Origin of the sequence: Photobacterium sp. GJ3, from assembly GCF_018199995.1 — a bacterium.
GTDB lineage: Bacteria > Pseudomonadota > Gammaproteobacteria > Enterobacterales > Vibrionaceae > Photobacterium.
The window spans coordinates 2,161,958-2,180,966 of sequence record NZ_CP073578.1 but is presented as its reverse complement, the minus strand read 5'-3'; the positions used below and the strand labels follow the sequence as shown (position 1 = coordinate 2,180,966).

Below are 19,009 nucleotides of genomic sequence, written 5' to 3'. Positions count from 1 at the left end.
AAAATGTTAAATCCATGTAAACGGTATTTTGAGAATTTAGCACTACGTAAAACAAAGCGAAAATTGAAAAAAGTCAGTACCTATTCATTTATTGATTAACGCATTGGTGGTTATTGAATACCTGAAAATGCCAATCCCTTTTCCCTTAGCAGGTGAATAAAGTGCTCTTGCGACGTGGTCGCTTGCCAGTTTTTTCTTAAGGTGATGCCGATAGGCCGCTCTTTGTCGGCAAGCGGAAAATGAATAATGGTCAGAGTATGTTCTTGAATTTCCCGATAGGCTTGGTGCTTAGAAAGCAGGGCGAGTTTGTCACTTCCCAATAGCAATTCACGAATCAGTGCCTGAGAGCTCACCTCGATAATTTGTGTCGGCTGAGCGCAGTTATTTTCGATGAAGATATCATCGAACATTTTTCGTGCCGGGGTATTTTGCCGTGGCACAATCCAACTTTGCTTGGCCAACTCTTCCAGTGACACTTCGCCTTTGCTTGCCAAAGGGTGGTCTTTTCGAACCAGTATACTGTTTGGCGAGGCAAATAATGTCTCTTGTTTGATATCACACACAGGGGTGGGGAAACGAAGTGCGCCAATCAAGACATCGATATCGCCATTTCTTAGGTGATAGAGCAGATCCTGGTATGGACCATCGATGATTTTGATTGTGTAGTCGGGGTATTGTTCGGTAAATTCATTAATCGTTTCGGGCAAAATGCAAGTACGTGCCAGTGGCATGCTGCCAATCACTATATTGCCGGCGCTGGTATTGCTGGTGTTGGTGATCTCATCCAGCCCTTGCCTTATTTCACTGAAAGCCAGTTTAGTTGCCCTCACTAGCGATTGCCCGGCTTTGCTAATACAAATACCAATACTGGTTTTTTCAAATAGTACCAAATTCAGACCGTCTTCTAGCTCTCGTGATGCACGATACAGTGATGATTGAGAAACGCCAATACGGCGACCTGCTTCGGTATAGTTTTGCGCTTCGGAAACCGCGAGCAAAGCACGAAGCTGAGTCGTTGTAACGGCGATCACGCGACTGTTGGCGAGGGTTTTCTTATCCCCTTTGCCGATACGGATCGCATCTTTGATCCCATTGTTGATTTGCTCAAGGGCGCGCTGGACTCGGAAAGAGTACCTCTCACCGGCATCGGTCAAATACATACCATCGGAGCGTCTTTCAAACAGGTTTGTTTTTATGCTCTTCTCTAGTTTTGAGATCGCTTGGGTAATGGCTGGCTGGGATAAAAATATGCGTTCTGACGCTTTACTGATACTTTGGGTGTTAGCGACTTCAACGAATGCATTTAAATGCCTTAGGTTTGGGATATCAATCATCAAACCCTCCTTAACTATCAGATTAATGCGACTATACCAAAGCAAATAGCATGAGTTGAAAATGGAATGTTAACTTTTGATATTGTGATAACTATCAAAAATCGGAAAATCAACACATGTACCCTTGATAATACGATGACGCTCCACGGCAATGATGCTTCGAACCGTCGGGAAGATTGGCCTTCAGCTGAAAGACATACCGCTCTTCTTTATGACCATGTTGCTCTTGAACAATTTCAGGAACGACTTATTCTTTTTGCGCATCGAATACCGCCTGAAACTGCGAGACAACAGCTTCACGAAGCTTTGGCTGTGTTTTTAACCTGGACGACAATGTGTGTTGTTTATTTGAAATTTTATCGAGCGTGATAATACTCCCTTTTAAATTAATGATATCAATCAGTTGCCTCACAACGCTGATTTCACCATTCTTGCTTTCAGCTGGCTTCTGGCTAAGGACTAAACCACGCTCGGTATCGTAGGCGGTGACGAGCTGTAAGGCATCTTTCTTATCGCCACGATAGGCGCTACGGAGTATCTTGCCATCAAAAGCGATGACTGGCTTGTTTTGAGTCGTTCGCTGGTCATTCATCCAAAGTGCGAGTGCTTCAAGTCATGACTCTGCCACCACCGAACGTAGTATTCGAGCAAGGGTATGTCGGCGCGGGATACAATCTGCGTTAGAAGGTAGCTTCGGTCGATCCGTTTGATTTTGGCCAAGTCATTCTGAAAGTCCGGCAAGCCGGACTTATCAATGTTGGCAACAACAAGCGATCATTTTTTCATCGCACGCCTCAGCAGTTTAGCCATTGCGATTAATCTAACAGTTGCTCAATCTTGTTCAGTGTTTCCATTGCTGGAAGACATTGCCTTACGCTTGAGTTTGGTTCGCGACCAGTTTTGATAGCATCGAAGAATTCACGATCGATAAGCTCGATACCGTTGTTAGAAATCGCGATACCGCTTAGGTCAATAGGGTTGTCATTACCGTCAAACAAATCATCGTAACGGGCAATGAAAGTGCCCTCATCACAGATATAGCGGAAGAAGGTGCCGAATGGACCGTCGTTGTTGAACGAGAGCGACAGGGTACAAATTGCGCCAGTTGGCACTTTCATACCAATGCTCATGTCCATGGCGATGCCAAGTTCAGGGTGGATGGGGCCCTGTAGCGCTTGTACTTTCGATGCAGTTTCGCCTGTTTGGTATTGGAACAGATCCACAGTGTGGCAAGCATGGTGCCATAGTAGGTGGTCGGTCCAAGTGCGCGGCTCGCCTTTGGCGTTGGTGTTGGTGCGACGGTAGAAGTAAGTTTGTACATCCATCTGCTGGATGTTGAGTTCGCCTGCTTTGATTTTATTGTGGATCCACTGGTGGCTTGGGTTAAAGCGACGAGTATGGCCAGCCATTGCAACCAGCCCGGTTGACTGCTGAAGGTCGGCAAGGCGGCGGGCATCGTCGATGTTATCAGCCATTGGGATTTCAACTAATACGTGTTTGCCGGCTTCAAGGCACTGAATTGCCTGGCTAGCATGCATTTGGGTTGGGGTTGCTAGGATCACTGCTTCTACGTCTTTACGAGTTAGGACTTGCTCTAGTTCGCTGGTGATGGTAGGAGGTGTGTCATATTGTGCTGCGATCACTTTAAGTATGTCCAATTGCGGGGACACCAGTGCAACCACGTTAGCATCTTCAATGTTGCTAATTGCTTCTAGATGTTTGGTACCAAATGCGCCCGATGCACCGACGACACATACGTTCATAATACAGCTCCTTTGCTATTCAGTAATTCACAAATCATTTTTTACGCCAGTGAAATGTGTTTGATTTGTTGCATCTGTGTAATGTGTATAGTTTCAATCTATCAACACAATTGCGAAAGCGATAATTGATAAATTCGAGAGGTTATTCATTTTTTGAATAGTCTATTTGGGTATTGTTGAATCGGGAGTCGCTTGAGGTGTAATCAAAGGGATTTTTAACAAAAGGTAAAAAACATAGCAGTTGGGAGCTCTTTTTGTGGTTATCAGATGTATTTCTTCTTCATTCATAGATGATGCAGTTTCTGTTCACTATATCAAAAATCAATATCATTGCCTGAAAATGGAATGGTAAAAATTCCGCTAGGTGTGAATACTGTATTCTGTCACAGATGAGAAGCATTTTAGTAACATATAACTTCAAGCAGGATGCCGAGTATGATTATCGACTGTCACGGACATTACACCACCACGCCTCCTCAAGTTGGCAATTACCGCGAGGCACAGAAAGCAGCATTAGAAAAAGATCCGAACCACATCGGTACGAAAGGCCAGATTAATATATCTGATGATGAAATTCGCGAGAGTATCGAGAACAACCAGCTGCGCTTGCAAAAAGAACGTGGCACTGACTTAACGATTTTCTCGCCGCGTGCCAGCTGGATGGGTCACCACATCGGTAATGAGCATACGAGTCGTTTCTGGACTGAGCACCAGAATAATCTGATTCGTCGTGTTTGCGATCTTTTCCCAAACAACTTCGCACCGGTTGCCCAGTTGCCGCAGTCACCAGGCGTTACACCGTCCAAATCAATTCCTGAGTTGGTGCGTTGTGTAGAAGAAATGGGCTTTATTGGCTGCAACCTGAACCCAGATACAACCGGTGGTTTCTGGAAAGACGCATCGCTAGGTGATCGATTGTTTTACCCGCTGTATGAGAAGCTGGTTGAACTTGATGTGCCTGCGATGATCCACGTCAGTGGCTCATGTAACTCATGCCTACATACGACAACGTCGTATTACCTAGGTGCTGATACTACCGCTTTCCAGCAATTGATGACTTCTTGTGTGTTCAAAGACTTCCCTGAGCTGAAAATCATCATCCCTCATGGTGGTGGTGCCGTGCCTTACCACTGGGGACGTTTCCGTGGTATCGCTCAAGACATGGGTTTGCCACCGCTGGAAGAGCTGGTACTGAAGAACATCTACTTCGATACTTGTGTTTACCATCAAAAAGGCATCGATCTGTTATTGGATATCTTGCCGAAAGAGAACATCTTGTTTGCTTCAGAAATGATTGGTGCGGTACGCGGTGTTGACCCAGAAACAGGCTATTACTTTGACGATACCAAACGATATATCGACGCGAACACTAAGCTATCGGCAGAAGAAAAATCAATGATTTTTGAAGGTAATGCTCGCCGCGTATTCAGCCGCCTAAACATCACGTAATCAAGGAGTGACCATGGACAAGAACGTTGTTGTACAAAATATCGAGCGTGCGAACCCGGAAATCATTCAAGGGCTGGCCGAGTGTGGGGTGGCAACTGTACATGAAGCCCAAGGTCGTCGCGGTTTGCTGGCTGATTACATGCGCCCAATTTATTCAGGCAAGGCGGTTTCTGGCTCGGCACTGACCATTTCTGGTGCAGCAGGCGATAACTGGATGATGCACGTGGCGATTGAGCAGGCACGCGAAGGTGACATGCTGGTATTCGCACCGACATCACCCTCTAACTTTGGTTTCTTTGGTGATTTGCTGGCAACGTCTGCCCAGGCACGTGGGGTGGTTGGTTTGGTCATCGAAGGCGGTGTGCGTGACACCCGTGATCTGAGAGATATGAAATTCCCGGTATGGTCGAAGCATATTTTCAGTCAGGGCACGATTAAAGAAACCCTTGGTTCGGTGAACGTACCAATGGTCTGCGCCGATGAGCTGATCAACCCAGGCGATGTGATTGTGGCCGATGATGACGGTGTTTGTGTTGTTCGCCGTGATGAAGCAGAAGAAGTACTGGCTGAAGCACGTGCCCGAATGGCACGAGAAGAAGAAAAGCGTTTACGCTTGGCGAATGGCGAGCTAGGGCTAGATATCTACAACATGCGTGGACGTTTGGCTGAAAAAGGACTGAAATATGTCTAATATGCCGCTATCAGCCCCTTGTATGTGGATGCGAGGGGGGACATCCAAAGGGGCGTACTTCCTGAAACAAGATCTGCCGCAGGATACGGCCGAGCGTGACGCATTCCTGCTGAGCATCATGGGATCGCCTGACCCGCGCCAGATCGATGGTATGGGCGGAGGTAATCCACTGACCTCGAAAGTGGCGGTGGTAGAGCCGTCATCGCGTCCGGGTATTGATATTGATTATCTGTTTTTACAGGTGTTTGTCGACGAAGCCATCGTTAGTGACGGCCAGAATTGCGGCAACATTTTGGCTGGTGTCGGTGCGTTTGCGATTGAGCGCGGTTTGGTTGTCGCCAATGACGGTGAGACCATGGTCAATATTTACATGGAGAACACCGGCCAGGTGGCTTCATGTGTTATTCAAACACCGGATGGCGTGGTGTCTTATCGAGGTGAGGCTACGATTGATGGAGTTGTTGGTACGGCAAGCCCAGTAGCAGTGACCTTCAAAGATACGGCGGGCTCAAGTTGTGGTGCACTGTTACCAACAGGACGAGAGTTCGACAATATCGACGGCGTCCCTGTTACCTTGATAGATAACGGCATGCCTGTGGTTGTGCTTCGGGCTCAAGACATGGGGATCACTGGTATCGAGTCGAGAACCGAGCTTGAGGAAAATGCCGAGCTGCGCAAAAAGCTGGAGAGTATCCGCTTGCAGGCAGGGTTCCTGATGAACCTGGGTGATGTGGCTGAGCGCACGGTACCGAAAATGACCATGGTGAGCGCACCGCAGCAAGGTGGTGCCATATCAACACGCACTTTTATTCCCCACCGTTGTCATGCTTCTATCGGTGTGTTGGGCGCGGTCAGTGTTGCCACTGCTTGTCTGTTGCAGGAGTCACCAGCTCATGGCTTAGCTGACATCCCTGAGGGCGAGTTGAAGACACTGGCTATTGAACACCCTGTCGGTAACTTAACCGTACTGCTGACGACAGATCAAAACAACAATGTCGAAAACTCAGCTATTTTACGAACCACACGTAAGTTGTACGACGGTGTCGTGTTTGGGCATTAACGGAAGATATTTAAAAGGATAATAAAAGATGGACGCAGACTATCTACCATTTCACGATAACCCGTCAAAACCAGAATTTAAGGCACCGATAGGCGCTGTAGATGCCCACTGTCATGTGTTTGGCCCTGCCGAGATTTTCCCGTATTCAGCTGAACGTAAATACACGCCTTGTGATGCACCTAAATCGCAGCTGTTTGCCCTGCGTGATTACTTAGGTTTTAGCCGCAATGTAATTGTTCAAGCCTCTTGCCACGGTAGCGATAACGCAGCTCTATTGGATGCACTAGATAGTGCTGGTGATCTTGCTCGTGGTGTCGCGGTCGTATCCGAAAACATTACTGAAACCGAGTTGCAACACATGCACAAGCGTGGTGTGCGTGGTGTACGTTTTAACTTTGTGAAGCGTTTGGTGGAGACAACTCCAAAATCTGTGTTCAAGAATATTGCCAATAAAATCCGTTCTTTGGGGTGGCATGTGGTGGTTTATTTTGAAGCAGCAGATCTCGAAGAAATTGCACCATTTTTGGTTGAGCTGGATATGACGGTTGTTGTTGACCATATGGGTCGTCCGGATGTTGCCAAGGGTGTTGCTCACAACGACTTCCAGCGCTTTGTATCGTTGCTGGATGAAAACCCAAATATTTGGACTAAAGTGAGTTGCCCGGAACGCCTAACCAATACAATATCGGATTACAGCGATGTGGTGCCGTTTGCCAAGTACTTGGTTGAACGCTTCCCTAGTCGCGTACTCTGGGGAACAGACTGGCCGCATCCGAATATGAAATCCCATGTGCCGGATGATGGCAAGCTGGTGGATGTGATTCCGCTGATCGCACCGACAGCCGAAAGCCAGCAAGCGCTGCTGGTTGATAATCCGATGAAACTGTACTGGTCAGCATAAGGGAGCTTGCTATGTCATACCTAAATAACGCCAACCCGATTTCAGGCACCACTATGTTCGATGGCAAGATGGCGATGAAAGGTTATGAACTAAATAAAATGTGCTATTCACTAAATGAAGAGTTGGCCCGCAATGCTTTCCAGCAAGACGAGATGGCTTACTGCGATCAATTTGGTTTAACCGAAACCCAAAAAGAGGCGATCCGAGACCGCGATGTACTCAAGTTGCTGGAAGAAGGCGGTAATATTTACTATCTCGCTAAATTCGTCGGTATGTTGGGGTTGAATATGCAGGACATTGGTGCTCTACAAACAGGTGTCACGGTAGAAGAATTCCAACAGAAACTGGTTGCGGCAGGAGAATAAACACATGGCTAAGGTTATTGGCGGTATCACAACATCTCATATTCCACTGATTGGTAAGGCTATTGATCAGGGGCTACAGCAAACGCCGTACTGGAAAACATTCTTTGATGCTTATCTTCCCATTCATGAGTGGCTTGAAGCAGAAAAGCCGGATGTGGCTATCATTTTCTATAACGACCACGGACTGGAGTTTTTCATCGACAAGAAGCCGACTTTCGCCATCGGGGCTGCTTCGCAGTATCACAATGCTGATGAAGGTTGGGGTATCAAGCCGATCCCGCCGATTCACGGTGATCAAGAACTGTCTTGGCATATCTGTAACGAATTGGTGGAAAAAGAATTCGACATTACTATCTGCCAGGAAATGCGTGTGGACCACGGTTTGACTGTCCCTATGCAGCTAATGTGGCCGGGTAACCAGTATGATCATATGAAGGTCATTCCGGTATGTATCAATGTTGAGCAGCACCCAATGCCATCACCAAAGCGTTGTTTTGATTTAGGTAAGGCGATTGGTGAAGCGGTTGAGTTATACGATAAAGATCTCAAGGTGGTCATACTTGGCACTGGTGGTTTGTCTCATCAGTTGGATGGTGAGCGTGCTGGCTTTATCAACAAAAAGTTTGACTTGTACTGCATGGATAAGATTATCAGCGAGCCCGAGGCATTAACATCGCTGACTATTCGCGATTTGGTGGAAGAAGCAGGCGCTCAGGGTCCTGAGCTAATTATGTGGCTGGGAATGCGTGGTGCACTTCGAGGCAAACTTAACGTACTGCACAGCAACTACCACATCCCAATTTCCAATACGGGAGCGGGTACTATGTTGATTGAGAACAAATCGTAGTCTTGAACTGCTGCAACTACAAATAAAGTCGATAAAAAGTTGTCTTGGATAAAATTAGGCCACCCTTCTTTGCTAATGGTTCTCATAAACAAGATCTTTCGCGTTAACGCCATATTTTAGATAGAAAAAAGGCTTCACGTATAAGCTGATAATCGTCGTCAAACAAATAACAATAATCAACCGTGAAGCCGATGACGATTATCTCTTTAAAAAACAACTGATGCAATGTGACGTGGTCAACAAAAATTGGCCACAATTTTAGATGCATCGATGAATGAAGACGCTTGCCAGATATTCCGCGGTAACGCCGTTGAGATTATAGTTTGTATGCGCCACATCGCTATCAATATGCTGTGTGCTGAAACGACTAGAAAAGCCAGTATTCGGCGTAAACAGAAAACCGCGGCAATGAGTCGTGGTTATTTGGAGAAGGTACTACTGGCTGGTTTTAAAGGGGGGAGTGAAAAGTGAGCATTCATGCCCTTACCCTGTGTGTGAGAGAGCGTTGGCTAACAACGTTGAAATTTGAAGAGGTAATTTACACGTAGCGAGATAAAAACGTGTTCGTATTGAACACAATAAGAAACATGCAACGAAATTTTAAATTTTTGCTGAATACTCAATTGACGTTCAATTGAAGGATGTGATGGGGGGTTAGAGTTCAAATAATTTGTCAAAATTACGTTGGTCAAGAATATCCTCAATTTTTCTTCTGGTCGTATTTGTGTTCTTATGCTCGGTTAGAAGTGATTTTTCTTTGTCTTTTTTTGGGGCCTTCTTTTTGCTCTTTTTCATATGATCCTGCTTCAATGTTTTAGGTTGTATTCATTCTTATGTTTCAATTTAGCACTTTATCCTTTCATATATCCAATTATTTCTGGTTTTTCATGTGAGCACTGAGGATAAATTTATTGGTATGAAGAGTCATGTGTTTCTTCACAAAGGTACTGCTGGTATTCATCAGATTCGATGAAGGAAAAATGATGGTTAACATGTTTTTCGTTTATCTTTAGCCCATTGTGAATTTAAATCACAAAGCTTTTTATACCAATATCGCTGGCGGCTTGTTCTTCTAGACAATAAAATACCTTGATTGTTAAGTGTAATAAAACGACTTCAGTTAGAGAAAATAGGTGTCATATAATTGATGACACCTAAGCCACTTACAGAGCAGTTACATTTGTAGCTTGAGGACCTTTTTGACCGTCTTCAAGAATAAAGCTCACTTTTTGGCCTTCAACAAGTGTTTTGAATCCTTCAGATACGATAGATTTGAAATGTACAAATACATCTGAACCACCATTGTCTTGAGAGATGAAGCCAAAACCTTTTGCTTCGTTAAACCACTTTACTGAACCCGTTGTTTTGTTGGACATAGATACCTCTGATAAATAAAAGTAATTAGACTTCGAGCAAATGCTACTGATAAACAATGAGAAGAAGCTATCGCAGGAGCTAGACGAAGGTATCGAAAGGAAACTGGGAACAGGCTTGCACTTCATTTTTAGGAATAGCTCTTTTGCTAGAGCTGAACCCACTATACAGGTTGTCTGGGAAATGAACAGTACTATTTTATGTTTTCTGTTTGATTTTAAGTTGTTTTTAATCTAAGTGGTTGGTTTTACAGGGTTTCTCTTGTTTTTTCTGGTCGGGTCAGACTTTTAATCGTTAGCAATTGATGATTTAGAGTAGCTTAAATCTGCAGGCTTACTTTTATCGAAAAGGCTAACTATATTCACCTTATTGTATGGAAAGGTGAAAAATAAATAGAAAATTCCTATCTATTTAGAGTGAACGGTGTATAGTGTCCCTTATTACTCAAATGTGAACTATTAATGAGATGTTTAGTTCAAGTATCTTATAATTTATATTTCGATTTTTTCGTCATATTACTTCTAAATGAGCTTGTTATTTTCATTCATATCATATGAGCTAGTATTGCCCCCTTTTAAATTCTGAGAGCTACATAAAGGAAGAAAATGAAAAAAAGACGAGAAACCCCTCAAAAAAAAGCAAGGAAAAGCGGTTATGAAGCCAAGTTTGAGATGATGGTTAAAGAATACCATAGTGCAAAAGAATTACTGGATTCCATGAAAGAAGGTACTGCTGATTATAATAAACAAAAGAAACATTGTGATTCTCTTTTTGCAAATGCCGAGAAATTCTTCAAGCAGCATCAATAAATCAGAAGTTCATTGACCAATAATGAGTTTTAACAAAAGAACTAGTTAAGATAGACAAGTTAACGTTGCAACTTGTTCTTTGGCGTTCCATGGACGGATACACTTAGAAATAATAAATACGCTCATTGCCATTGTTTCAAATCTCTCTCGCATATCAAGCCCCCTATTACGAAAGTTAGTGTACTTTTCGCCATAAATTGGCAACGGTACTCAAGAAATACTTTGGTATCATTCCTTAATCCATGTGTATATCTTCACAATATTTTGCTGGTATTAAGTGTAACGCATTGAATTATAATGCCATGAAATATGGTTTATATTCTGATTCTTCTCCTGACTATATGATTAAAAACAACTTTCTACCGGATTTCAAATCCCTCGACGTTCGCGTTGTGTCGGTTCAAGTCCGGCCCGGGGCACCATCAAAATCAACGGCTTACAGGCTTGAGTCAACTCGTGTCTTGACGTTAGTCTCTGCTTTGGAATTTATCCGTTTGGCATCTGTGTTTTAAATCATCATTTTTGGTATTTATATCAATACATTAGTGTATTGGGAAAGCTACTTGTCGAAGTTACTTACTTCCTTGTCAATTGAGGTTCGCAATATGGGGTATTTTTACTATGCTTTGATTTTAGTGATTGAAAGTGCATATGGCTGCTTTGGTATTGTCTGAGCTAGGACGTGAGGCGTCTCAAGAACAAATTTTTTGACCCTGCAACTAGCTGGAATTATAGAGTGGCGGGGGTTGAATGATGAGTGAGAAACCAACAATTATTCTGGTGCATGGATTCTGGGGTGGTGCAGCTCATTGGAGCAAAGTCATAGTGTCTCTTTCACGTATGGGCTATGCAAAGCTACATGCGATCGAGTTGCCGTTAACGTCACTCGCTGACGATGCCGAGAGAACACGTAAGATGGTGGCACAGCAATCTGGTCCAGTTATTCTGGTCGGGCATTCATACGGCGGTGCTGTAATCACTGAAGCAGGTGATATGCCCAACGTCGTTGGATTGGTGTATATCGCCGCCTTCGCACCAGATGCTGGTGAAAGTGCGGGCGATATTACCCAAAATAACCCTCCAGCCGCAATTGCCAATGTTGTCCCCGACAGTGATGGTTACCTTTGGCTTACGCCAGAGAAGTTTCACGAAAGTTTTTGCCAAGACCTTACTCCAGAAGAGGGGCTGGTGATGGCCGTAACGCAAAAAGCGCCTTTGGGTTCGACTTTTGGAGATACGGTTACTCGTCCTGCGTGGAGCAAAAAACCTTGTTGGTACCAGATTTCCAGCGACGATCGAATGATCAGTCCAGAGAACCAGAAGATGATGTCTCAGCGCATGAAGCCACGCAAAGTGATTACCTTAGCTGCGAGTCATGCATCTCTGGCCTCAATGCCTGAAGAGGTGGCTGGACTCATCTCGGAAGCCGCGGACTAAGAAGTAGTGACTGAAAGCGGTAAACGAGTCATTCAAAGGGGGATCGCACTAATCGGACGGCCCCTTACATTAAAAAGCTATGTGTCTTGGAATTTTTGCTTTGAGCAGTTCTTCATAAGTTTTCCCCAAAAAAATCGAAATAGCTCATCATCAATACCTTCATTGCGTTTGTTTATTGAAGAGTAACCAGGACAGACATGTGAATGGTTTATTGAATGTGTCTGCCCCGGCATTTCCTTCAGGCTACGAGAAAATTCTACTTCTTACAGCTGATATTTATCGGGGGAAAACCATGGCGATTTCTTCATGGTTTCCCCCTATGGCAATATGCAAATATCAGAGTTGTTAATTACTTGTTGGCGCGTGACTGTGTTCACCGAATTCAACACTGCGATACACGGGGCGGGAAAGAAGGTGTTTTACTGGCTATGTTAATCAGGAATAAGAAATAACAATAATGCATAAAACAGCAGGCTAGGAGACCACAATGCAGCCTTCAACGACACAACATCAAATGCCCCCCACTCTGACTACGTTCCTGGATGCGGATTGCCGCTTTACCTATCAGGAATTACTGACTCATGTTGAATTAGCCGACAAACCCCTGTCTTTGGCGACGATTCGATTCATGCTGGAAAAAGTCGAATTCAGCAGCGACGAAGTCAGGCAGTTGGTGCAATTTGATCAGGAAACATATTCAAGGCGTCGCTTGTTTGGAAATGAACATTGTGAAGTGTTGATCCTGAGCTGGCTGAACGGACAGCGGAGTAAAATACATGATCACATCGGCAGTGCTTGCGGTGTGAAAGTTCTGCAAGGGCAGGCGACAGAAACCCTGTTTGAGCCAGCGGCGAATGGCCACATTTACGCGACCCAGTCGACTCATTATCCGAGCGGCGAGGTGACTGTGAGTCGCGACAGCGATATTCATCAGATCTCTAACCTGCAAGGCGGGGATGAGCCTTTGGTGACCCTGCACATTTATTCTCCGCCGTTGAAACAGTTCTATCTCTATCAACTCGAAAGCGGTACAGCAGAGCTGTTGGATCTTCAGCACGACACCTGGTTCTATGAAATCTGAAGAAGCTTGGTGGTGAATCATCGGATCGACGACACGATGTACTGCGTGCCGATCCGATGTTGTCTTGGTGATGGAAACGTATTTTTTGGGCGTGAATTACGCCTGCATCAGGTGCTCCAGTGCTTCTACCTTCTTTTCAAGCGGGTCAATGGCGTCGTCCTGATTCCGTTCATTCATTTGCTGTTTCAGTCGTTCAATATGTTGTTTCAGCGTTTCAATAACATCGGCTTGTATCCGATCGTTGGCATCATGACCGAATGACTTTGCTTCTTCTATCAGCTGATCTAATTCATTGTCCAGTTGGTCCGCTGTTGGCTCTGCAGTATTGTCGACCCAGTTCGAGAAGGAACGGTCCATACTTGCAGCGAACGACTGCAGGCTCTTGCCAAGCTGATTTTGCATCTTTTTGGCAATCCCCGCTAATTTGGTACTGCCCTGAATCACTTGCCCGTCCTGAATGCGTGTTCCCGGCTTGTCATTCGGAATGAGTTGAATGATCTGTGCATCTTTGGCCTTGGCATTGTCTGTGATGACAAACAGAGCTGAATCCGTTGCCAGTGTTTGGAAGGCTTCATCGACCGTCACACGTACTTCAAAATGACCCTGTTCGGTGTAGATGATTTCATTGACCTTACCAATGACTTGGTTGTCATGCATTAATGACGCATTGTTTTTCAATCCATTCACCGCATCGTAGCGAATCGAAAAATTCACACCAGATGCGATACAACCGGCCAGAAACAATACAACAAAGCTAAAACAAAATTGACCTAAAAGTCTCATCAGACGACGACTCCAACACATTTTCTACAGCGATTAACAGCGCGCAGTATGTCGGTTTCGGGCGAAATTGCAATCATGAAGCATTGCCAACAGGCCGCATCATATTCAATAAATACTCATTTTTTCATTGAAATATCAGGAAATGATTGTAAAAGAATGGGGTATCAGGTGCTGTTCTGTTTTTTAGAAGTTTAGATTCCCGGTGAGGAATCTTCATGTGATTTTAATCCACATTCTCATTCGGTCGCCTTTATCTTCATTGGGCTTTATGAAATCAGTTTCTGTGTGTGGGCTGTTTTTAATCATTATTCTTCACACTCAGCGTCAGAGTAGCATGCTGGAAAAACGGCAGTGCATCTAAAGTGAAACTTGTTATTAAATCGTGGGGTTGGCATGGCTAAGCTAAAAAAGAAGAGAGACGATATCGTCATTTGTAACTTTAAGATCTGGCACAAACCTGTGGGTTGGGTATTTTTTCTGGCGTCTGTTGTATTGATTGTGCTGTTTCCTTATTTTCCGGTTCAGTACGTGACCGCTTTACTGAGCCTTTGGTCCGTCTTACGCAAAAAAGAAATGGTCTGGCGGAAAAGGGAGCGTCAGTGGTCTTTTCGAGTGCGCAATTATTTATTTTGGCGTCAGACCAGTCATCAGATGTCAGACCGTGATGCTGTAATTCTGTATTACGAAAAGCCGGTTGAGGAAGAAATAGATGGCACGATCATGACGCGTTATGGCAGGTTTGAACTCGAGTTCGAACCGAAATCCAGTCGGTTTGAACCGAATGGTCAGTCTAAATATCAACCTGAAACTCAATATCGATTAAAAAAATTCGACCAAGATGCCAAAGCGCCAGAATTAACGGAGATGATGAAGCAAATCATTGAGGTTTATCGTGCCAGTCATCTGGATGTCAAAATCGCCTTCGGCTTGGCAGATCTGGATGAGGAAAGATATACGGCTATCTTTACTGCGCTTGGCTTTGATCCAACACGCGCCTCTTTTGAAGATGGGTTGGCTGCTGCAGATAAGCGCCCAGAGTATTATGAAGTGAAGCGATACAGGCTGACGTCCAGTCAAATGAGAGATGAAATAAAATCGGCTGAATAGCACCAATGATGTTGATGGATCACAGACGAAATGAAAATGACAAAAAAAACAGATGATCGTGTCATCTGCAACTTAAAGGTTTGGCATAAGCCATTTGGCTGGTTTTGGACGATTGTGTTCGCTATCTTTCTGCCATTTACGTCGCCTAATCCCTTACAGGCTGCATTTGGGGTGCTGGGGCTGTGGTCTGTGTTGCGAAAAAGGGAGGTTCTCTGGTGTGTCAACGAGGCGCAATGGGTCTACCGAACCCGAAACTTTTGGAAGTGGCGTGAAGTTCAATATGACATGACTGCGGATGATACGCTGACACTGATTTGGTGCACTCCGTCATCCGGTTCGTCGTACTTCTATCTGAAATTTATACCGAAATCGGCTCAGTTTACTCAGCGTCATCCTATCATGGAGAATTTTACTGTAGAGATATTCCCGACACCGACAGGTGAAGTTGAATTAACGGCCACGATCAAAGAAATCCGTCGTATTTATGCTTCCTGCAACATTGATGTGAACATCGGCGTCGCGCTCGATGAGTTGAACGATAAAACAAGCAAAGCCATTCATGATGAACTTGGCATCGAATTTTTTCCCACCCAATCGGATGAGAAGGTTGTGTTATACAGTGATATTGTCCGGCGTGAAAAGTAGAGAAGTTTAAAGAAGGATTTGAATTGGTGACAAGAGGGGAAAATTCACTGAAAAGTGATATTGGTTCCTTAACACAAATATAAGCATGATGTTGAATGACCCATCCGGTCATTCGTTATGATTTAAATTTTTTCTGAAACACAATGTCAGAGAATGTTGGATAATTTTGATTGAGACGTCTGTCGATGAAAAGACCATCACTCACCCGGTTATTGACCGAGGGAGTGATGGTCGAAAAGAAGGTTATGCTTCCGGCTTCAATCTTGTTCTCACAACCACTTTGTTTTCCAGGGTTTTATGAACCGGGCACAAATCCGCAATTTCCGTCAAACGCTGTCTTTCATCGGGTGTCAGATCCCCCTTCAGAATCAGTTCACGAGAAATGACATCAATTTTGGGGTGTGTTTCATCGCACTCAAGGCAATCTTCACCATGTTCCCGGTTATGGGATAAAAGAATTTGAACATCCTCTAAGTTCAGGTTTTTCCGTTTGGCATACATCCGAAGCGTCATGGATGTACATGCCCCTAAGGCGGCGAGTGAACTGATTTTTCTGTCACCCGAACATCACCTTTCTGCAGGCCAGACGCTGTATTGTCGATCATCGGCGTGTCGGCGATGGTCTTGATATCTCGCGTCGATCAAATCGGAATGCTTAGACTCAATACAGTACTAACCATCCGACATCACCTCAATTCTCATTAACCGATGTTTAATCAAGATTTTTCTGTAGTGTGCCCAGTTTATGATTTCACAACAGGCTTTGATATGAAGTGAGGTTGAGTAATCAGTGCTGCGTAGATCAAGTTAAGTGTCTAATTTTATATGAATAAAGAGTTGTCTGAATCACAAGGTCTCAATGAACGATGTGGTTTTTCTTATGTTCATTGGGAGAGCAAATGTTTTTTTATAACGTTTTAAAATTGACCAAAAAGAAAGGGTTTGATTATAAGTAATTGAAATTGAAAAGAATTCATATGGGTTAAATTTATAGGTATAAAGCAAATTAAGTTAAATTAATGTTTCAAGATCACATCTTTTCCGTGTCTTTATTGTCATTTGTTCTCTTGTCTTACATATGTAACATAAAGATAAATAAAAAAAGACGGTTTGTTGCCTGTAACTGAGGTGTGATATGAGCGTATTGTTTCGATCAAATAAGGAAAAAAATAGCCTCTTGAGCCTGAAGTGGATGGGGATTGTTATCGCTGTTTGTATCTTGGGCGTCGCTGTATGGGACACCAAAATTGTTCCTATAAAATCAAAGACTGAAACGGGCTTTTCCGTTGAGGATTATGCAAGAAATTTGTTTCCTCAAATTAAGCAGTTTATTGAGTCGAAAGCGATTGATGCTGAAACACTAGCCAAGGAAATCATAGCGAATAAATCGCAAGCGGTAGAAAATTATGGTGTAAAGGTAGGTATTGGTGCGGTTTTACCAGTTTCGCTGACGGGTAAAGTCGTGAATAGGAAAAACAGCATTGTCACTGTCGCCATTGACGGTGTGCCAGAGGTGATAAAAGTACGGGTTCAGATAGGTCCTGCGATTAACGGTACAGCAGTCAGAGACGCAACAGGAAGGGTTTCATTCAATCAGTTCAAAAATCAAATTGAATATCAAAATGTCGGCTCGGGACTCAATGAACAGGTTAAAAACATTATTTTAGACCAGCTAGATAGAGATAATTTACTTGGGAAGACAATCTCTGTTTCAGGCGTGTTTAATTTAATCAATATAAAAAGCTGGCTCATTACACCGGTTAAATTAGAGGTGTCACAATGAATGATGCTCAGAACATGGAACTGTTAGGTGAAAAAAATGATGTTGTGATGGAAGCAAAAAATATATCCAAGTTTTATGGTAATCATCAAGCGTTGAAGGAAGTTAATTTCCCGATATATCGAGGTCGTGTCACGACATTGTTCGGTGAAAATGGTGCGGGTAAGTCGACTTTGATGAAAATATTATCAGGGATCATAAAACCAACAACTGGTGACATTGTTTTAGATGGAAGGCAAGTCATATTTGAGTCATCAAGCCAAGCACAAGAAAATGGTGTTTATATCATTCACCAAGAGCTCAGTTTGTCACCGAATATTTCAGTAAGGGATAATATATTTATCGGTAGAGAAATTAAAGGCAATTTTGGTATTGATTACGCTGAAGAGGAAAGGATAACAAGAACACTTTTTGAAGCACTAGAAGAAGATATTAATCCACTAGAGCTGGTAGAAAACTTAAGTCTTGGAAAGCAGCAACTTGTTGAAATTGCACGTGCATTATTTGTTAATTCTAGAATTTTAATCATGGATGAGCCAACATCTGCATTGAGCGCTGCAGAAGTTGAAGTGTTATTTAAAGTTATTAGAGATTTGATTCATAAAGGCGTCTCTATTGTATATATTTCTCATCACTTAGAAGAAGCGCTTGAAATTACAGATTTTGCAGTTGTATTACGTGATGGTAGAGTAACAAATTATGCACCTCGTAATAAAATTGATTTGCCATGGATTGTAAGGAACATGGTTGGAGATAACTATTTTATTGAAAAAGCATCTTATGAAACGCTTTCAGATAAGCCTCTCCTGCAAGTCTCAAATCTAACAGTCCATTCAGAATCAGGGAATGGTTTATCAAAAGTTGTTGATAATATTTCACTTACTCTCCACGAAAATGAAGTGATTTGCTTATATGGTCTTATGGGATCAGGAAGGACAGAATTATTAGAATGTATCGCAGGTAGATTAAAAAAATCAGATGGTAGTATTGTATTCCAGAACAGAAATATATCGGGCGATAATATTATTGATCGTATTACTGCTGGGCTTGTATTAGTTCCAGAAGATAGACAACGAGATGGATTAGTCCAAACAATGGATGTTGGAACTAATCTTTCACTTGCAAGTGTAAGTGAATTTTCTCAATTAGGGTCCTTTCAAAAGGTAAAGAAAATGAATTGATTGATTATGCGATTAAAAATGTCACGGTAAAAACTGATAGTGAGAAAAGTTCTATAGGGTCTCTTTCTGGTGGAAATCAACAAAAAGTTGTTATTGGTAAAATGCTTGCAACTAATCCAAAAGTTATTCTTCTTGATGAACCCAGTCGAGGTATTGATATCGGTGCAAAAGCAGAAGTTTTTAAATTACTGAATAGTAAAGTGAAAGAAGGATTGTCAGTTATTTATTCCACCTCAGAAGTTGAAGAGTGTTTAGGCATTGCACATAGAATCATTGTGATGCGTAAAGGTGAGGTATCTGCAATTTTTGGTGCTGGCGCTAAGAAAGAAGAAATCATGGCAGCATCAGGAGAAAAGTCATGTTAGCAACTTTATTGATTAAGAGAATTGGTATGAATAGGAG

At 43.3% G+C, this 19,009-nt stretch carries 19 protein-coding genes and 2 pseudogenes; 15 read left to right on the top strand and 6 right to left on the bottom strand.

All coding sequences use genetic code 11. The features are described 5' to 3' along the window. Positions 1–110: 110 nt before the first annotated feature. The 3 genes and pseudogenes from KDD30_RS09810 to KDD30_RS09800 form a co-directional block, all read right to left on the bottom strand. Positions 111–1,334, bottom strand: coding sequence for a LysR family transcriptional regulator (locus KDD30_RS09810; protein ID WP_211645702.1), 1,224 nt, complete (start codon positions 1,332–1,334; stop codon positions 111–113). 120 nt (positions 1,335–1,454) lie between these two features. After that, positions 1,455–2,004, bottom strand: a pseudogene (locus KDD30_RS24525) (ISAs1 family transposase); the annotation flags it as partial. Between the two features lie 145 nt (positions 2,005–2,149). After that, a complete protein-coding gene (locus KDD30_RS09800; RefSeq protein ID WP_211645700.1) occupies positions 2,150–3,097 on the bottom strand; it encodes a Gfo/Idh/MocA family oxidoreductase in 948 nt (315 codons plus the stop codon). Positions 3,098–3,532: 435 nt separating this feature from the next. On the opposite strand from KDD30_RS09800, the gene KDD30_RS09795 reads away from it, so the two are divergent. The 7 genes and pseudogenes from KDD30_RS09795 to KDD30_RS24520 all read left to right on the top strand — a co-directional run. After that, a complete protein-coding gene (locus KDD30_RS09795) occupies positions 3,533–4,546 on the top strand; it encodes an amidohydrolase family protein (protein ID WP_211645699.1) in 1,014 nt (337 codons plus the stop codon). A gap of 13 nt (positions 4,547–4,559) precedes the next feature. Beyond that, entirely contained in the window at positions 4,560–5,237 is a 678-nt protein-coding gene (locus tag KDD30_RS09790; RefSeq protein ID WP_211645698.1) for a 4-carboxy-4-hydroxy-2-oxoadipate aldolase/oxaloacetate decarboxylase, read from the top strand. A gap of 22 nt (positions 5,238–5,259) precedes the next feature. After that, complete coding sequence (locus tag KDD30_RS09785; protein WP_371826039.1) at positions 5,260–6,297, top strand: 4-oxalomesaconate tautomerase; 1,038 nt, start codon at positions 5,260–5,262, stop codon at positions 6,295–6,297. Between the two features lie 28 nt (positions 6,298–6,325). Further along, entirely contained in the window at positions 6,326–7,198 is an 873-nt protein-coding gene (locus KDD30_RS09780; protein WP_211645696.1) for an amidohydrolase family protein, read from the top strand. An 11-nt stretch (positions 7,199–7,209) separates the two neighbouring features. Continuing rightward, complete coding sequence (locus KDD30_RS09775) at positions 7,210–7,563, top strand: protocatechuate 4,5-dioxygenase subunit alpha (RefSeq protein WP_211645695.1); 354 nt, start codon at positions 7,210–7,212, stop codon at positions 7,561–7,563. Between the two features lie 4 nt (positions 7,564–7,567). Then, positions 7,568–8,410: a class III extradiol dioxygenase family protein gene (locus tag KDD30_RS09770; RefSeq protein WP_211645694.1), complete on the top strand. Its 843-nt coding sequence runs from the start codon at positions 7,568–7,570 to the stop codon at positions 8,408–8,410. Positions 8,411–8,647: 237 nt separating this feature from the next. Next, a pseudogene (locus tag KDD30_RS24520) lies at positions 8,648–8,881 on the top strand (ISAs1 family transposase); the annotation flags it as partial. Positions 8,882–9,573: 692 nt separating this feature from the next. Here the strand turns inward: KDD30_RS24520 and KDD30_RS09765 are convergent. Continuing rightward, the gene (locus tag KDD30_RS09765; protein WP_211645693.1) at positions 9,574–9,786 is read right to left on the bottom strand and encodes a cold-shock protein; all 213 of its coding nucleotides are present in this window, start codon (positions 9,784–9,786) and stop codon (positions 9,574–9,576) included. A 603-nt stretch (positions 9,787–10,389) separates the two neighbouring features. On the opposite strand from KDD30_RS09765, the gene KDD30_RS09760 reads away from it, so the two are divergent. The 3 genes from KDD30_RS09760 to KDD30_RS09750 all read left to right on the top strand — a co-directional run bounded on the left by KDD30_RS09760 (position 10,390) and on the right by KDD30_RS09750 (position 13,111). Next, a complete protein-coding gene (locus KDD30_RS09760) occupies positions 10,390–10,593 on the top strand; it encodes a hypothetical protein (protein ID WP_211645692.1) in 204 nt (67 codons plus the stop codon). A 750-nt stretch (positions 10,594–11,343) separates the two neighbouring features. Beyond that, a complete protein-coding gene (locus KDD30_RS09755; RefSeq protein WP_211645691.1) occupies positions 11,344–12,030 on the top strand; it encodes an alpha/beta hydrolase in 687 nt (228 codons plus the stop codon). A 487-nt stretch (positions 12,031–12,517) separates the two neighbouring features. Further along, positions 12,518–13,111 (top strand): cysteine dioxygenase family protein, encoded by a 594-nt coding sequence (locus KDD30_RS09750; RefSeq protein ID WP_211645690.1) that lies wholly within the window; start codon positions 12,518–12,520, stop codon positions 13,109–13,111. 96 nt (positions 13,112–13,207) lie between these two features. On the opposite strand, the gene KDD30_RS09745 is transcribed toward KDD30_RS09750, so the two are convergent. Beyond that, positions 13,208–13,894, bottom strand: coding sequence for a hypothetical protein (locus tag KDD30_RS09745; protein WP_211645689.1), 687 nt, complete (start codon positions 13,892–13,894; stop codon positions 13,208–13,210). A gap of 393 nt (positions 13,895–14,287) precedes the next feature. Between KDD30_RS09745 and KDD30_RS09740 the strand changes: the two genes are divergently transcribed. Continuing rightward, positions 14,288–15,001, top strand: a complete 714-nt coding sequence (locus KDD30_RS09740; protein ID WP_211645688.1) for a hypothetical protein — start codon at positions 14,288–14,290, stop codon at positions 14,999–15,001. A 30-nt stretch (positions 15,002–15,031) separates the two neighbouring features. Next, a complete protein-coding gene (locus KDD30_RS09735; protein WP_211645687.1) occupies positions 15,032–15,646 on the top strand; it encodes a hypothetical protein in 615 nt (204 codons plus the stop codon). A gap of 243 nt (positions 15,647–15,889) precedes the next feature. Here KDD30_RS09735 and KDD30_RS09730 read toward each other — a convergent pair whose 3' ends face one another. Beyond that, positions 15,890–16,195 carry an OsmC family protein gene (locus KDD30_RS09730; protein ID WP_256449238.1) on the bottom strand — a complete coding sequence of 102 codons (306 nt, stop codon included), beginning with the start codon at positions 16,193–16,195 and terminating at the stop codon, positions 15,890–15,892. Positions 16,196–16,781: 586 nt separating this feature from the next. Here KDD30_RS09730 and KDD30_RS09725 point away from each other — a divergent pair. The 3 genes from KDD30_RS09725 to KDD30_RS24755 are packed head-to-tail and all read left to right on the top strand — an operon-like array spanning position 16,782 to position 18,972. Further along, positions 16,782–17,429: a DUF2291 family protein gene (locus tag KDD30_RS09725; RefSeq protein WP_211645685.1), complete on the top strand. Its 648-nt coding sequence runs from the start codon at positions 16,782–16,784 to the stop codon at positions 17,427–17,429. Further along, the gene (locus KDD30_RS09720; protein WP_211645684.1) at positions 17,426–18,607 is read left to right on the top strand and encodes a sugar ABC transporter ATP-binding protein; all 1,182 of its coding nucleotides are present in this window, start codon (positions 17,426–17,428) and stop codon (positions 18,605–18,607) included. The genes KDD30_RS09725 and KDD30_RS09720 overlap by 4 nt, the downstream gene beginning before the upstream one ends. Continuing rightward, positions 18,604–18,972: an ATP-binding cassette domain-containing protein gene (locus KDD30_RS24755; RefSeq protein ID WP_211645683.1), complete on the top strand. Its 369-nt coding sequence runs from the start codon at positions 18,604–18,606 to the stop codon at positions 18,970–18,972. Before KDD30_RS09720 ends, KDD30_RS24755 begins: the two co-directional genes overlap by 4 nt. The last annotated feature ends 37 nt before the right edge of the window (positions 18,973–19,009 follow it).

Bases quoted from the DNA above. Each gene is read 5' to 3' on its own strand.
- KDD30_RS09725 (WP_211645685.1), top strand. From the start codon at position 16,782: ATGAGCGTATTGTTTCGATCAAATAAGGAAAAAAATAGCCTCTTGAGC.
- KDD30_RS09790 (WP_211645698.1), top strand. From the start codon at position 4,560: ATGGACAAGAACGTTGTTGTACAAAATATCGAGCGTGCGAACCCGGAA.
- KDD30_RS09810 (WP_211645702.1), bottom strand. From the start codon at position 1,334: ATGATTGATATCCCAAACCTAAGGCATTTAAATGCATTCGTTGAAGTC.
- KDD30_RS09720 (WP_211645684.1), top strand. From the start codon at position 17,426: ATGAATGATGCTCAGAACATGGAACTGTTAGGTGAAAAAAATGATGTT.
- KDD30_RS09750 (WP_211645690.1), top strand. From the start codon at position 12,518: ATGCAGCCTTCAACGACACAACATCAAATGCCCCCCACTCTGACTACG.
- KDD30_RS09760 (WP_211645692.1), top strand. From the start codon at position 10,390: ATGAAAAAAAGACGAGAAACCCCTCAAAAAAAAGCAAGGAAAAGCGGT.
- KDD30_RS09785 (WP_371826039.1), top strand. From the start codon at position 5,260: ATGTGGATGCGAGGGGGGACATCCAAAGGGGCGTACTTCCTGAAACAA.
- KDD30_RS09800 (WP_211645700.1), bottom strand. From the start codon at position 3,097: ATGAACGTATGTGTCGTCGGTGCATCGGGCGCATTTGGTACCAAACAT.
- KDD30_RS09795 (WP_211645699.1), top strand. From the start codon at position 3,533: ATGATTATCGACTGTCACGGACATTACACCACCACGCCTCCTCAAGTT.
- KDD30_RS09770 (WP_211645694.1), top strand. From the start codon at position 7,568: ATGGCTAAGGTTATTGGCGGTATCACAACATCTCATATTCCACTGATT.
- KDD30_RS09740 (WP_211645688.1), top strand. From the start codon at position 14,288: ATGGCTAAGCTAAAAAAGAAGAGAGACGATATCGTCATTTGTAACTTT.
- KDD30_RS09765 (WP_211645693.1), bottom strand. From the start codon at position 9,786: ATGTCCAACAAAACAACGGGTTCAGTAAAGTGGTTTAACGAAGCAAAA.
- KDD30_RS09780 (WP_211645696.1), top strand. From the start codon at position 6,326: ATGGACGCAGACTATCTACCATTTCACGATAACCCGTCAAAACCAGAA.
- KDD30_RS09745 (WP_211645689.1), bottom strand. From the start codon at position 13,894: ATGAGACTTTTAGGTCAATTTTGTTTTAGCTTTGTTGTATTGTTTCTG.
- KDD30_RS09775 (WP_211645695.1), top strand. From the start codon at position 7,210: ATGTCATACCTAAATAACGCCAACCCGATTTCAGGCACCACTATGTTC.
- KDD30_RS09755 (WP_211645691.1), top strand. From the start codon at position 11,344: ATGATGAGTGAGAAACCAACAATTATTCTGGTGCATGGATTCTGGGGT.
- KDD30_RS09735 (WP_211645687.1), top strand. From the start codon at position 15,032: ATGAAAATGACAAAAAAAACAGATGATCGTGTCATCTGCAACTTAAAG.